The 14,578-nt window shown below is 69.7% G+C and carries 12 protein-coding genes; 11 read left to right on the plus strand and 1 reads right to left on the minus strand.

All coding sequences use genetic code 11. The features are described from left to right. The first annotated feature begins 57 nt into the window (after positions 1-57). From D9599_RS05410 to D9599_RS05425, 4 genes are all read left to right on the plus strand, one after another. The gene (locus tag D9599_RS05410) at positions 58-819 is read left to right on the plus strand and encodes a cold shock domain-containing protein (protein ID WP_309228548.1); all 762 of its coding nucleotides are present in this window, start codon (positions 58-60) and stop codon (positions 817-819) included. Between the two features lie 178 nt (positions 820-997). After that, a complete protein-coding gene (locus D9599_RS05415) occupies positions 998-1,834 on the plus strand; it encodes a flagellin (protein WP_198380213.1) in 837 nt (278 codons plus the stop codon). Between the two features lie 89 nt (positions 1,835-1,923). Further along, on the plus strand, positions 1,924-3,111 hold the full coding sequence (locus tag D9599_RS05420; RefSeq protein WP_198380214.1) for an acetyl-CoA acetyltransferase: 1,188 nt from the start codon (positions 1,924-1,926) through the stop codon (positions 3,109-3,111). 5 nt (positions 3,112-3,116) lie between these two features. Continuing rightward, entirely contained in the window at positions 3,117-4,250 is a 1,134-nt protein-coding gene (locus D9599_RS05425) for an acetoin utilization protein AcuC (RefSeq protein ID WP_198380401.1), read from the plus strand. Here the strand turns inward: D9599_RS05425 and D9599_RS05430 are convergent. Beyond that, positions 4,228-5,373 (minus strand): bifunctional 2-C-methyl-D-erythritol 4-phosphate cytidylyltransferase/2-C-methyl-D-erythritol 2,4-cyclodiphosphate synthase, encoded by a 1,146-nt coding sequence (locus D9599_RS05430; protein WP_198380215.1) that lies wholly within the window; start codon positions 5,371-5,373, stop codon positions 4,228-4,230. The two genes, D9599_RS05425 and D9599_RS05430, sit on opposite strands and share 23 nt — an antisense overlap. A gap of 126 nt (positions 5,374-5,499) precedes the next feature. On the opposite strand from D9599_RS05430, the gene dusB reads away from it, so the two are divergent. Genes dusB through D9599_RS05465 form a run of 7 tightly spaced genes read left to right on the plus strand, consistent with a single transcriptional unit; the run spans position 5,500 to position 14,499 of the window. Then, positions 5,500-6,609 carry a tRNA dihydrouridine synthase DusB gene (gene dusB / locus D9599_RS05435; protein WP_198380216.1) on the plus strand — a complete coding sequence of 370 codons (1,110 nt, stop codon included), beginning with the start codon at positions 5,500-5,502 and terminating at the stop codon, positions 6,607-6,609. Between the two features lie 9 nt (positions 6,610-6,618). Beyond that, positions 6,619-7,755 (plus strand): nitrogen regulation protein NR(II), encoded by a 1,137-nt coding sequence (locus tag D9599_RS05440; protein ID WP_198380217.1) that lies wholly within the window; start codon positions 6,619-6,621, stop codon positions 7,753-7,755. Positions 7,756-7,802: 47 nt separating this feature from the next. Beyond that, positions 7,803-9,245 (plus strand): nitrogen regulation protein NR(I), encoded by a 1,443-nt coding sequence (gene ntrC, locus D9599_RS05445; protein WP_198380218.1) that lies wholly within the window; start codon positions 7,803-7,805, stop codon positions 9,243-9,245. A gap of 22 nt (positions 9,246-9,267) precedes the next feature. After that, positions 9,268-11,517, plus strand: a complete 2,250-nt coding sequence (locus tag D9599_RS05450) for a PAS domain-containing sensor histidine kinase (RefSeq protein ID WP_198380219.1) — start codon at positions 9,268-9,270, stop codon at positions 11,515-11,517. Then, complete coding sequence (locus D9599_RS05455) at positions 11,507-12,907, plus strand: sigma-54 dependent transcriptional regulator (protein ID WP_198380220.1); 1,401 nt, start codon at positions 11,507-11,509, stop codon at positions 12,905-12,907. The genes D9599_RS05450 and D9599_RS05455 overlap by 11 nt, the downstream gene beginning before the upstream one ends. A gap of 57 nt (positions 12,908-12,964) precedes the next feature. Then, positions 12,965-13,840, plus strand: coding sequence for a D-amino-acid transaminase (locus D9599_RS05460; RefSeq protein WP_198380221.1), 876 nt, complete (start codon positions 12,965-12,967; stop codon positions 13,838-13,840). Next, positions 13,837-14,499: an HAD family hydrolase gene (locus D9599_RS05465; protein WP_198380222.1), complete on the plus strand. Its 663-nt coding sequence runs from the start codon at positions 13,837-13,839 to the stop codon at positions 14,497-14,499. Before D9599_RS05460 ends, D9599_RS05465 begins: the two co-directional genes overlap by 4 nt. Positions 14,500-14,578 lie beyond the last annotated feature (79 nt).

Here is a 14,578-nt window from a genome sequence, read left to right on the forward strand (position 1 = left end):
TGACGATACCGGTCCTGCATCCCGTCGGGCCGACTGGTTTGCGGAAATAGAGATACAGTGTTCCCCGAGAATGAATCGCAGGGTGGCACCGGGCCCGTCGAGGCCGAGGTGAAGTGGTACAACGGCCGCAAGGGCTTCGGCTTTGTGCTTGGTCCCGATGGGCAGGACGTTTTTTTCCACGCATCCGCAATGGCTGAGGCCGGCATCCAGTCGGCCGAGACGGGCGACAAGCTCGTCTGTGAGATCGGGACCGACCGTCAGGGCCGCCGTCTGGTGACCCGCATCGTGGAGCTGAAGCCCGGTCCGGGCGGCGCCGCGGGTGGTGGTGGCTTCGGCGATCGTCCGCCGCGCCGTGACTTTGGTGGTGGCGGTGGTGGCTTCGGCGATCGTCCGCCGCGCCGCGACTTCGGCGGTGGTGGCTTCGGCGATCGTCCGCCGCGCCGCGACTTCGGCGGTGGCGGCTTCGGCGATCGTCCGCCGCGCCGTGACTTTGGTGGTGGCGGTGGTGGCTTCGGTGCCCCCGGCGGTGGTGGTGGCTTCGGCGCCCCACGTCGCGATTTCGGTGACCGTCCGCCGCGCCGCGACTTCGGCCGTGACGAGGGTGGCCCGACCTATGCCGTGAACGGCACCGTCAAGTGGTTCGACCAGGTGCGCGGCTTCGGCTTCGTGACCCCGGACGATGGCGGCCAGGACGTGTTCCTCCATTCTTCCGTCCTCCAGCGCGCCGGCGTGACCGACGTGCAGCAGGGCCAGAAGGTGGCGCTGGACGTGCGCGACGGCCAGCGCGGCCGCCAGGCCGTCCAGTACAAGGGCGACTGATCGCCACTTCGCGGCTTGATCATGGAAGGCCCCGGCCCTCGCGCCGGGGCCTTCTGATTCCGGCGGGTCGGTCGCCGATCGGCCGCGTGGACTCGGACTTCGTTAGCCTTTCCTTCACCCCCAGGGCTCATCCTCGTCGGGAGGGCAGGAAACCTGCCGACGCGAAGCGAAGACCCCGATGGCGACGAACTCGGTCAATACGAACATCGGCGCGCAGGTCGCGCTCCAATCGCTGAACCGGACAAACGAGTCCCTGGCGGCGACGCAAAAGCGCGTCTCCACCGGCTACCGTGTGGCCGATGCGAAGGACGATGGCGCGGCCTTTGCCGTTGCCCAGTCGGTCCGCGCTGACATTGCCGGCCTTACCTCTGCCAATGAGCAGATGGGCAGCGTCAAGGGCATCCTGGACACCACCCTCGCGGGCCTGAACAAGGTCTCTGAGTCGATGTCGCAGATCCGCGGCGTGCTCGTGAAGCTGGCGGACGGCACGCTGTCCGACTCACAGCGCACCCAGTACCAGTCGCAGTATACCTCCCTGCGCACCCAGGTCTCGAACTTCATCTCGGATGCCACCTATAACGGGCGTACCCTGCTGACGACATCGACCGACGCCGGCGGCGGCGATATCGCCACCACGCGGAACGAGCAGGCGACCCTCTTCACCCTGACCGCCGTGGCGGGCGCCGAGACGCTGGTTGTCGAGGAAGCCCCAACGACCGCGGAGGCCGCGGCCTCGGCCCTCGCAGCCGGGGGCGACTTCGTGACGAAGATGACGTCGGTGAACACCGCGCTGAACACCTTCGGCTCGAACTCGAACTACCTCGACGCCCAGATGAGCTACAACAAGGAGAAGCTGGACGCGCTTGATACCGGCCTGGGCTCGCTCATCGATGCGGACCTCGCGAAGGAGAGCGCCCGGCTTGAGGCCCTGAAGATCAGGCAGCAGCTCGGCACCCAAGCGCTCGGTATCGCCAACCAGTCGCCGCAGGGCCTGCTCAGCCTCTTCCGCGGTTGATACGGGCGCGGCTGCTCCGGCCGCCGCGGGCCATTTTCGTCTGGCCAGCGCCACCCTATCTTTCCGCGTAACTGGGAGAGGAGGGTGGCATGTCCGCACCGGCGACCAATGGGCCCTGCATCGTCGGCTGGTCCCATACGCCCTTCGGCAAGCTGGAGGATGCGCCAGACGCCGAGGCCTTGATCGGCCGCGTTGCTCGGGCCGCTATCGAGGATGCGGGGATCGACCCGTCCGAAGTGGACGCCGTCTATGTCGGCCACTTTAACGGTGGGTTCCAGAAGCAGGATTTTCCCTCCTCGCTCGTCTTGCAATCCCTACCGGAGCTCCGCTTCAAGCCCGCCACCCGTCTCGAGAATGCCTGCGCCACCGGTTCCGCCGCGATCCACGGCGCAATGGACTTCCTGGGCGCCGGGCGGGGCCGCTTTACCCTGGTCGTCGGGGTCGAGAAGATGACGGCCATCCCCGGTGCGCAGGTGGGGGATGTGCTTCTCGGCTGTGCCTACCGAAAGGAGGAAGGCGATATCCCCGCGGGCTTCGCGGGCGTCTTCGCCCGGATCGCGGATGCCTATTTCCAGCGCCATGGCGACCAGTCGGACGCGCTCGCCGCCATCGCCGCGAAGAACCATCTCAACGGGGTGGACAATCCTTACGCCCAGATGCGCCGGGACCTTGGCTACGAGTTCTGCCGCACTGAGAGCGAGCGGAACCCGGTGGTGGCCGGCCCGCTCAAGCGCACCGATTGCAGCCTCGTCTCGGACGGCGCGGCCGCCCTTGTCCTCACCGATGCCGCGACGGCCGCGGCGATGGGCAAGGCGATCCGCTTCCGGGCGGCGGAGCAGGTGAACGATCTGATGCCGATCTCGGCTCGCGACATCACGCGCTTCGAGGGTGCGCGGGAGGCGTGGCGAAGGGCCTACGACTCGGCCGGCATCGGCATCGGCGACCTCTCCTTCGCCGAGGTGCACGACTGCTTCACCATTGCCGAGCTGATCGACTACGAGGCGATGGGGCTGGTGCCTGAGGGGCAGGGCGCCCGCGCCGTGCTGGATGGCATGGTGGCCAAAGGTGGGCGGCTGCCGGTGAATCCCTCTGGCGGGCTGAAGTCGAAGGGCCATCCGATCGGCGCCACCGGCGTCTCCATGCACGTGCTCGCGGCGATGCAGCTCGCGGGGGAGGCGGGCGGGATGCAGGTGCCGGGCGCGACGCTCGGCGGCGTCTTCAACATGGGCGGGGCCGCTGTCGCCAACTACGTCTCGATCCTGGAGAGGCTGCGCTGACGGCCCTGCGCCCGCTCCTCATCGGCTCCGAAATCTATCGCGGCTCCACCTACGGGCCGAAGCACCCGCTGGCCATTCCGCGCGTCCCGGCGACACTGGACCTGTTGCGCGCACTCGGCTGGATCGATCCGCGGCGCTACCTCGACAGTCCGCGGGCGACGGTGGAGCAGCTCACGCGCTACCACACGCTCGACTACGTCGCAGCCCTCCGCCAGGCGGAGGAGGACCAGTCCGTCTCGCCGACGATCCGGGAGCGGCACCATATCGGCGCCCACGGCAACCCGGTCTACCGGGAGGTTTTCCGCCGCCCCGCTACCAGCGCGGGCGGAGCCATTCTGGCGGCACGGCTGACGCGGGGAGGGGGCGTCGTCCACGTCCCCGGCGCCGGTACCCACCACGCGCTGCCCGACCGCGCCAGCGGCTTCTGCTACGTCAATGACCCCGTGCTCGGCCTATTGGAATGGCTGGACCTTGGGCTGACCAGCATTCTTTACGTCGATATCGACGCGCATCACGGGGATGGCGTGGAACTCGCCTTCAGTGAGGATCCGCGCGTCTTCACCCTGTCAATCCACGAGGGCGGCCGCTGGCCCTTCACCGGCCGGCTGGAGGACCGCGCGGGCGGCCATGCGCGCAACATTCCCGTGCCGGTCGGCTTCAACGACACGGAGATGGACCACGTGCTCCACGCGGCCATCCTGCCGATCCTGCGGCATCTCCGCCCCCAAGCTGTCATGCTCCAATGCGGCGCCGACGCGCTGGAGGAGGACCCGCTGGCGCGCCTCTCCCTCTCCAACAACAGCCACATGGCCGTTGTCCGCGCCCTGCGGGACGAGGCGCCGCGGCTGATCGTCACGGGGGGAGGGGGCTACAATCCCTGGACTGTCGCCCGCTGCTGGGCGGCCGTCTGGGGCACGCTGGACGAACGCACCATGCCCCCCCGCCTTCCGCCGGTGGCGGAGGCGGTGCTGCGCGGCCTCGACTGGCATCGGGCGGCCGGCCGCAACCCGCCGGAGCACTGGTTCACGACCCTGGTGGACACCCTGCGCCCCGGGCCACTGCGCGACGAGGTCGTGGCCGCCTGCGCCGCCGTGATGCGGGACCTGCCGGAGCCCGCTACGCCGGCACCAGCAGGCTGACAGCCGCCTGCGCGGCGATGCCCTCTTCGCGCCCGGGGAAGCCCAGCCGCTCGGTCGTCGTCGCCTTCACCGAAACGCGCCCCTCGTCCACGCCGAGCAGCGAGGCGACCCGCGTGATCATGGCGGGCGCGTGGGGGGTAATCTTCGGCCGCTCGCAGATGAGGGTCACGTCGGCATTGGCCAGCACGCCCCCGCGTGCCGCAATCCGGCCGGCCGCATGGCGAAGAAAGGCGGCGCTGTCCGCGTTCTTCCACTGCGCCTCGCTCGGCGGGAAATGGCGGCCGATATCGCCCTCGGCCAGGGCGCCGTAGATCGCGTCGCAGAGGGCATGCAGGCCGACGTCCGCGTCCGAATGGCCGTCGAGCCCCATGCTGTGCGGCACTTCCACCCCGCAGAGGAAGAGGGGGCGGCCCGCCACCAGCCGGTGCACGTCGAAGCCGGTGCCGACTCGCGGCAGCATATCTCTCGTCATGGTGGCCTCCACTCTCTCGAGGTCACCCGGCAGGGTGATCTTCACGTTGCTCTCTGAGCCCGGCACCAGCCGCACCGCGTGGCCTGCGGCCTCCAGCAGGAAGGCGTCGTCAGTCGCGCCCTCCTCCGCGGCGCGGTGCAGGGCCAGCAGCAGGGGGAAGCGGAAGGCCTGCGGCGTCTGCGCCCGGAACAGCCCGTCGCGGGGCATTGTGCGCAGCACGGTCTCGCCCTCGGCCAGCTTCAGCGTGTCGGCCACCGGCTGGGCGGGGATCGCACCCTCGGCCTCCGCGAGGGCGGCCAGTAGCGCGGCCACGGTGCCGGCCGGCACCACGGGCCGTGCAGCGTCGTGGACGAGCACGATGGTTGGCGCGCGGGCCTCCAGCGCCTCCAGCCCCGCCCGAACGCTTGCCTGACGTGTGGCGCCGCCGGCGACAGCGGGCAGGGCGGCAAGCCCTTCCAGCAGGGCGTTCACTCGCACGCGCTCCGCATCGGCGCAGACGGGCTGGATCGCGTCCACCAGCCCGTCGCGCAGCAACGCCTCGGCCGCGTGGCGCAGCACTGGCCGGCCCAGCAAGGGCAGGAACTGTTTCGGCTCCGCCCCGCCGAGGCGTTCCCCGCGCCCCGCCGCCATCAGCAACGCCGCCACCTTCATCCGGCCATCCCCTTCCGAGCGGCGCGGAACCTAGCCGCAGCCGCTGCTCACGCCCAGGCCCACCCTGGTACTTGCCACGGCATTGCCGCTTGACCGCGCGCGTGCCCGTTTGATAGGCACTTGCCCATGCCGACACCTTCATCCCACGTTGAGGCTGCCCAAGGTGGGGGCAGGCCGCCGCTGCGCCCGATCGTCCTAGGCGATGTCCACATCGATCGCCCCGTGATCCTCGCGCCGATGTCGGGCGTAACGGACCTTCCTTTCCGGCAGGTCGCGCGGGGGCTCGGCACGCCGATGGTGGTCAGCGAGATGATCGCGAGCCAGGCCATGGTGCGCGAGAATCGCCAAACCCTGAAAATGGCGGAGATGGATGGCTTCGGCGGTCCGGCCAGCGTTCAGCTCGCCGGCTGCGATCCAGAGGTGATGGCCGAGGCCGCGCGCCTTGCCGTGGATCACGGCGCCGCCCTGGTGGACATCAACTTCGGCTGCCCGGTGAAGAAGGTCGCGGTCGGCCAGCAGGCCGGCAGCGCCCTCATGCGGGACGAGGTGAAGGCCGCCCGCATCTTGGAGGCGACGGTTCGCGCCGTGCCCGTGCCCGTCACCCTCAAGATGAGGATGGGCTGGGACCATTCGAGCCTCAATGCCCCAAACCTCGCCCGCATCGCGCAGGAATGCGGGATTCGCATGGTTACCGTGCACGGCCGCACCCGCCAGATGCTTTACACGGGCACGGCGGACTGGGCCTTCGTTGCCCGGGTGAAGGCAGCCGTCTCCATTCCCGTCATCGTCAACGGCGACATCCTCGGCCCGCTCGACGCCGAGGAGGCGCTGCGCCAGTCGGGGGCGGACGGCGTGATGATCGGCCGCGGCGCCTATGGACGCCCCTGGCTGCCCGGCCTCGTGGCGGAGTACCTCGCTACCGGCACCATGCCGGAGGTGCCGCCGCTGGCCGAGCAGTACGCCACGCTGCTTGCCCATTACGCGGCCATGCTGTCGCACCACGGCAGCAACCCCGGCCTGCGGCTCGCCCGCAAGCATGTCGCCTGGTACTCGCGCGGCCTTCCGGGCAGCGCGGAGTTCCGAGTGCGCATCAATGCCGCCGATACGGTCGAGGAGGCGATGGCGGCCATCGAAGGCTTCTACCGCCCGCTCCTAGACGCAGGGGTGGAGGGCGTGCGCGACATGTACCGCGATGCCGGCCGCGGCCAAGACGACAACGCCGCCCTGGCCGCCTAGGGAGCCGCCATGCCCGACACCTCTCTCGTCGATCCGCTCGCCGGGCTGCCCAGCAGCACGCATCTCCTCTCCGCCCTGCCCGTCCCGGTGGTGCTGCTGGATGCGGAGGAGCGATTCCGCTTCGCCAACCCGGCGGCGGAACTCTTCCTGGGCATATCGGCCGCCAGCCTGCGCCAGATGCAGCTGACCGACCTCCTGCCGGAGGATTCCCGCCTTCCAGCCCTCGTACGTCAGGTGCGGTCGGCGGATGCACCGGTCTCGGACCACGATCTCACCCTGCAATCGCCCCGTCTTTACCGGGATGGCGTCTCGGCTCGCGGCGCCACCCTTCCGGAGATGCCGGGAGCGGTGCTGCTGACCCTTCAGGACGGCTCCACCGCCCAGAAGCTCGACCGCCAGCTCAACTTCCGGGGCGCCGCGCGCGGGGCCAGCGCCATGGCGGCGATGCTTGCCCACGAGGTGAAGAACCCGCTCTCCGGCATCCGGGGGGCGGCGCAGTTGCTGGAGCAGGCGGCCTCCGAGGGCGATCGGGAGCTCTGCCTCCTTATCCAGGACGAGGTGGACCGGATCCGCGACCTCGTGGAGCGGATGGACATGTTCTCCGAGCGCCCGATCGTCCAGGAGGCTGTGAATATCCACGAGGTGCTGGACCATGTGCGCCGCGTCGCCTCGACCGGCTTCGCCTCGCATATCCGCATCGTGGAGGAGTACGATCCCTCGCTCCCGCCGGTCTGGGGCAACCGCGACCAGCTGGTTCAGATTCTGCTGAACCTCATCAAGAACGCGGCCGAGGCGGTGGACCCGCTGAAGGGCGAGATCGTGCTCTCCACGGCCTATCGCCACGGCGTGCGCCTCGCGGTGCCGGGCTCGCTCGAGCGCGTCCACCTGCCGCTGGAGGTCAGCGTGCGCGACAACGGGCCGGGGATCGACGAGCAGGTCCGCGCGAGCCTCTTCGAGCCCTTCGTCACCACCAAGCGGGGCGGGCAGGGGCTAGGCCTCGCGCTCGTCGCCAAGCTCGTGGCCGACCACGGCGCGCTGATCGCCTGCGACAGCCGCCCCGGTCGCACCGCCTTCCGCCTGTCCCTGGCCATGCCCCCGGCCAGCAGCGCGCCGCCCGTCCGCGCGCGGCTGAGACAGCCTGCCTGAACGCCAGCACCGCCACCACAGCCCGCCCGAGCAAGCCAGCGAAGTAGATGACCGAACGCACCATCCTGATCGCCGACGACGACCGCGCCATCCGCACCGTGCTCGCCCAGGCGCTCGGCCGGGCTGGCTACAACGTGCGCGCCACCTCTTCCGCAGCCACCCTCTGGCGCTGGGTCGAGGACGGGGAGGGCGATCTCGTCATCACCGATGTCGTAATGCCCGACGAGAACGGCCTCGACCTCGTACCCCGCATCCGCCGCGTACGGCCGGAGCTGCGCGTGGTGGTGATGAGCGCTCAGTCCACCTTTGCGACCGCGCTGAAGGCGGCGCAGCGCGGCGCCTTCGACTACCTGCCCAAGCCTTTCGACCTGAAGGACCTCCTGTCCCTCGTCGGCCGGGCGCTTGCGGCCCCGGCCGCTCAGGAGCCCGAGTCGGAGAATGCGGAGGAGGAGCGGCTGCCGCTCGTCGGCCGCTCGGCCGCCATGCAGGAGATCTACCGGACAGTTGCCCGCCTCACGACGACCGACCTGACCGTGATGATCACGGGGGAGTCCGGCACTGGCAAGGAGCTGGTTGCTCGGGCACTCCACGACTACTCCCGCCGGCGCAGCGGCAGCTTCGTGGCCGTGAACATGGCGGCCATCCCGCGCGACCTGATCGAGGCGGAGCTCTTCGGGCACGAGCGGGGTGCCTTCACCGGCGCCATGTCCCGCGGCGTGGGGCGCTTCGAGCAGGCTGCTGGCGGCACGCTCTTCCTCGATGAGATCGGTGACATGCCGGCCGAGGCCCAGACCCGCCTCCTCCGCGTGCTGCAGGAGGGGGAGTTCACCACCGTCGGCGGCCGCACGCCCATCAAGGCGAATGTGCGGATCGTCGCCGCCACCCACCGCGACCTGCGGCAGTCCATCCGCCAAGGCCTCTTCCGAGAGGACCTTTTCTACCGCCTCAACGTCGTCCCCATCCGGCTACCGCCCTTGCGGGAGCGGACCGAGGATATTCCGCTTCTGGCCCGGCACTTCCTCGACCGTGCGCGGGAGGCGGGATTGCCCGCCAAGTCGCTGGACAACGACGCCGTGGAGCGGCTGAAGTCTCATCCATGGCCTGGCAACGCGCGCGAGCTCGAGAACCTGATGCGGCGCCTCGCGGCGCTCTACCCGCAGGAGGTGATCGGCGAGGACGCGGTGGCGGCCGAACTGGCCGAGGCCGAGCCCGGCCCCGGGGCGCCCCCGGCCCCTGCCAGCGCCGAGACGCTGGAGCAGGCGGTGGAGCGCCACCTCGCCACCTTCATGAGCGCCCAGCGGGATGGGCTGCCTGTGCGCGACCTCTACGAGCGCGTGTTGGCCGAGGTGGAGCGGCCCCTGCTGCGCCTCGCCCTAGCCAATACCCGCGGCAACCAGATCAAGGCCGCCGCCATGCTCGGCCTGAACCGCAACACCTTGCGGAAGAAGATCCGGGAACTGGAACTGCCGGTGGTGCGCGGCCTCTCGTGACCGGCGCTTCCGTGGCGGGCGCATGAGCCGCCCGCGGGAGCAACCGGTCGGCCTGGCGCGCCGGCTGGCGGACATGCTTCTGGGCCGCGTGATGACCCTCGCGCTGGCGATGGGCGCGCTGCTGCTCGGTGTCGCCTCCTTCGCGGTGCTCTCGGGAGGAAACCCCTTCGGGCCGACGAGCCCCTCCCAGACGGCCGTCCTTGTCTTCTTCAACGCGGCCGTCGTCCTGCTGCTGATGGCTAGCCTCGCCGGGCGGCTCGTGCGCGTCTGGGCGGAGCGGCGGCGGGGCAGCGCGGGCTCGCGCCTGCATGTGCGGCTGGTGATGCTCTTCGGCGTTGTTGCCGTCGTCCCTGCGCTGCTCGTCGCGGTCTTCGCCGCCTTCTTCTTCGAATTGGGCATTCAGGCTTGGTTCGGGGACAAGGTGCGGGACACGCTGGAGGCCAGCCTCGTCGCCTCCCGCGCGTATCTGGACGAGAACCGCAACACCATCCGGGCCGATGCCCTCGCCATGGCGGCGGACCTCAACCGTGCGGCGCCGCTACTGCCGGACAACACCATCGGCTTCAGCCGGGTGCTGACCACCCATACCGCGCTCCGCGGGCTGACGGAGGCGATCGTCTTCGAGCCGGTGCTCGGGCGGGTGATCGCCAGTGCCGGTCTCGGCAGCTCGCTGGTCATCGACCCGCCGCCGGCCTGGGCGATGGAGATCGCCCGCCAGGGCGACGTCGCTGTGCTCGCTTCCGAGGGGGAGGAGGGGCGGGTGAGGGGGCTCGTCGCGCTCGACATTGATCCCGGGCTGATGCTGCTGATCAACCGCCCGCTCGACCCCTCCATCATCGAGCACATGCAGCGGACCGAGCTCGCCTTTCAGGAGTATGACCAGCTCGACCGCAACCGATCAGGGTTGCAGGTCACGTTTGTGCTTATCTTCGCGATAGCTACCCTGCTCGTACTGCTCGCAGCGGTTCTCATTGGACTGGTCATGGCAAACCAGATCGCGCGTCCCATCTCTCGTCTCATCAACGCTGCGGAACGGGTGAGGGGAGGCGACCTCTCCTTCCGCGTAGAGGAGGGGCGGGCGGATGACGAGGTTGGTAGCCTATCCCGGGCCTTTAACCGAATGACGAACCAGCTGGCCGCGCAGCGCAGCGAGCTGTTGGAGGCCTATCGCCAGCTCGATGACCGCCGGCGTTTCACCGAGGGCGTCCTCGCAGGCGTCTCGGCCGGGGTAATCGGCCTCGACGCCGACGGGCGGATCAACCTGCCGAACCGGCCGGCGAGCGAGCTGCTCGGCCGCGACCTGGACGGCGCCGTGGGGGAGAAGCTGGAGGAGGTGGTGCCAGAGTTCCGCGCCTTCCTCGCCGCCGCCGCCGCGACGCCCGAGCGCGCACGGACGGAGGAAATTCCCGTGCCCGGTCCGTCCGGCCGCCGCACACTGCTCGCGCGCATTGGTGCGGAGTTCGACGCGGGCGGGCTTTCGGGCTATGTTCTCACGTTCGACGACATCACCGCCCTGCTTTCGGCCCAGCGCACCGCTGCCTGGGCGGATGTCGCCCGGCGCATTGCACACGAGATCAAGAACCCCCTGACCCCCATCCAGCTCTCGGCCGAGCGGTTGAAGCGCCGCTACCTGAAGCAGATCTCGGACGATCCCGACACGTTCCGCGCCTGCACGGACACGATCGTTCGACAGGTGGGCGATATCGGCCGCATGGTCGACGAGTTCTCGGCCTTCGCAAGGATGCCCCACCCGGTCATGCGCCCCGAGGATCCGGCACGCCTCGTGCGCGAGGCGCTGGTCCTCCAGCGGGACGCGCATCCAGGTATCCATTACGACCTCGTCATGCCGGATGACGCGCCGGCCGTGCGCTGCGACCGCCGTCTGGTGAACCAGGCCCTGACGAACCTTCTCCAGAACGCGGCCGACGCGATCGCCATGCGCCCGCAGGGCGAGGCGGGCGGCCGAGTGACGGTCGAGGTCTCCGTCGCCGGCGCCTGGGTGCATATCGCGGTGGAGGACAACGGCATCGGCTTGCCCGGCGACGCCGAGCGGGACAGGCTCACGGAACCGTATGTAACCCATAAGGTGAAGGGAACCGGCCTCGGGCTTGCCATCGTGAAGAAGATCATGGAGGACCATGGAGGCGGGCTGACGCTCGCGGATGGATCGGACGGCGGCGCCCGTGCGACGCTCACCTTGCCCCAGAACGGAACGGCGGAGCCCGAAGGATTGCACGACAGAGGAACGGAGATGCTGCGCCATGGCGCATGACATCCTGATCGTGGACGATGAGCCGGATATCCGGGCCCTGATCGACGGCGTCCTCGCCGACGAGGGCTACGAGGTCCGGCAGGCCGCGAACAGCGACCAGGCGCTGGCGGCCTTCCGCCAGAAGCGACCCAACCTCGTCATCCTCGACATCTGGTTGCAGAATTCCCGGCTGGACGGCCTTGGCATCCTGGAGGCGATCCACCGCGAGGAGCCGCGCGTGCCCGTGGTCATGATCTCGGGCCACGGCACGATCGAGACGGCGGTGCAGGCGATCCAGCAGGGCGCCTACGACTTCATCGAGAAGCCCTTCAAGTCGGACCGGCTGTTGCTGATCGTCGCCCGCGCGCTGGAGGCTGCCCGCCTCAAGCGCGAGAACAGCGAGCTGAAGCTGCGTGGCGGCTCTGAGACGGAGCTGGTCGGCACCTCCTCCCTGATCGCCCAGATCCGCAACGCCATTGAGAAGGTGGCGCCCACCGGATCGCGCGTGCTGATCACCGGCCCGGCCGGTTCGGGCAAGGAGGTGGCGGCGCGCGCCATCCATGCCCGCTCCCGCCGGGCGGACGAGCCCTTCGTGGCACTCAACTGCGCAACGCTGAACCCCTCCCGCTTCGAGGAGGAGCTCTTCGGCGTGGAGGGCGGACCGGACCCGATGACCCAGCCCCGCCGCCCCGGCGTGCTGGAGCGCGCCCATGGCGGCACGCTCCTGCTCGACGAGGTCGCGGACATGCCGCTGGAGACCCAGGGCAAGATCGTCCGCGCGCTGCAGGAGCAAGGCTTCGAGCGCATTGGCGGCGCGACCCGCGTGAAGGTGGACGTGCGCGTGACCGCGACCACCAACCGCGACCTGACTGCCGAGATCGCCGCCGGCCGGTTCCGTGAGGACCTTTTCTATCGCCTCGCCGTCGTGCCCATCCGCATGCCCGCGCTGCGCGAGCGGCGCGAGGACGTGCCCGCGCTGGCCCGCCACTTCATGGGAAAATCCGCCGAGAACTCGGGCGTTCCCCCGCGCGAGATCAGCGAGGACGCCATGGCGGCGATGCAGGCTTATGACTGGCCGGGCAATGTGCGCCAGCTCCGGAACCTCGTGGACTGGCTGCTGATCATGGCCCCGGGCGGCCCGGCTGACCCAATCCGGCCAGAGATGCTGCCGCCCGAGGTGGGTTCCTCCGCCCCCGCCATGCTCAAGCTGGATCGCTCCAGCGAGATCATGACCCTGCCGCTGCGCGACGCGCGGGAGCTCTTCGAGCGCCAGTATCTCGAGGCTCAGCTCCTGCGCTTCGGCGGGAACATCAGCCGCACGGCCAATTTTGTGGGGATGGAGCGCTCGGCCCTGCATCGTAAGCTCAAGTTCCTCGGGGTGCAGGCGGAGGACCGGGCGTCCGTTTCGTGATAAAAGCGGTCGCATGAGTCGCTACCTTTAAGCTACCTTCGTGAACGGACGGTCCTTATGTCGCGCATTGCCTATGTGAACGGGCGCTACGTCGCGCAGCGCGACGCCTGCGTGAACATCGAGGACCGCGGCTACCAGTTCGGCGACGGCATCTACGAGGTGGTCCATCTCTACGATGGCCGCTTCGTGGATGCCGACCTGCACCTCGCGCGGCTGGAGCGCTCCGTGGGCCAGATCCAGCTCGGCCTGCCGATGCCGCTGGCCTCTCTCCGGCTTGTGCTCGCGGAGGTCGCGCGCCGCAACCGGGTGACGGAAGGCTTGCTTTACATGCAGGTTGGCCGCGGTGTGGCCCGGCGCGACCACGCCTTCCCGAAGGTGCCGGTGCCGGTGAGCCTCGTGGTCACCGTCCGCCGGATCCCGCCCTATCCGTCGAGCCTCGACGGCTGGAGCATGACGGCCATCACGCAGCCCGACCACCGATGGGCAAGGCGCGACATCAAGAGCGTGAACCTCCTGCCCAACGTCCTTGCCCGCCAGGCGGCGCGGGAGGCGGGGGCAGGGGAGGCGATCCTCTACGACCCTGTGACTTGCATGGTCTCCGAGGGTGCCGCGACGAGCTTCTGGATCGTGGATGCCGAGGGCACCATCCGCATTCCTCCGCTCGGTGAGTCCATCCTTCCCGGATGCACCCGCGCCGCGCTGCTCGCCGAGATGAAGGCGCACGGCCTGCAGGCGGAGGAGCGGCCCTTCTCCCTGGACGAACTGGCGGAAGCGCGGGAAGCCTTCATCACCTCCGCTACTTCTTTCGTGAAGCCTGTCCTAGCCGTGGACGGGCACCCGGTGGGGGAGGGGGTGCCCGGCCCCGTGACCCGCCGCCTCTTCGACATCTTCGCCCGCCATGTGAAGGGCGGCCCCCGCAACAGCGCCGCATGATCCGCCCTCGTGCCATTGTCTGGGACTGGGACAACACCCTGGTGGACGGCTGGCCCGCCATCCAGGCGGGGCTGAACGCGGCGCTCAGCGACGCCGGCCTGCCGGAATGGACGCTGGAGGAGGTGCGCGCTCGCGTGCGCCACTCGCTCCGCGACAGCTTTCCTGCGCTCTTTGGCGACCGCTGGGAGCACGCGCGAGACATCTTCTACGCGGCGGTGCGCGCGACTCACCTCTCGGTGCTCCGCCCGATGGACGGCGCGGAGGCCCTGATCCGGCAGGCGGCCGAACTCGCCCCTACTGCGGTGCTTTCCAACAAGTCCGGCCCGCTGCTGCGCGCCGAAGCCGCGAGCCTCGGTTGGTCGCCGCTGTTCCGGGCGCTGGTCGGCGCCGGCGATGGCGTGGCGGACAAGCCCGATCCCAGGCCAATGCGCCTTGCCTGCGCCGCTTGCGGTATCCGGGCCGGCGAGACCGTCTGGTATGTCGGGGACAACTCCCTGGACATGGAGGCCGCGCGGCGGGCCGGCTGCGTGCCCGTCCTCCTCGGCGACGCCGCCCATGACGGGGGTCCGGCGGCCTCCGCACCGACGCACCACTTCCTGAGCGCAGCGCAGATGACGATTGCGCTATCCGCGCTTGCCAACACCCGCCCCGCGGGCTGAGTTACAGGCCTTCCGGAGGGCGAGGATGCGCGCCCGGGATGGGCGGATCGCACGAGTGCGGGCCGTGAAGAAGAACCGC

Source organism: Roseomonas sp. KE2513 (assembly GCF_016107305.1).
Classification (GTDB): domain Bacteria; phylum Pseudomonadota; class Alphaproteobacteria; order Acetobacterales; family Acetobacteraceae; genus Roseomonas.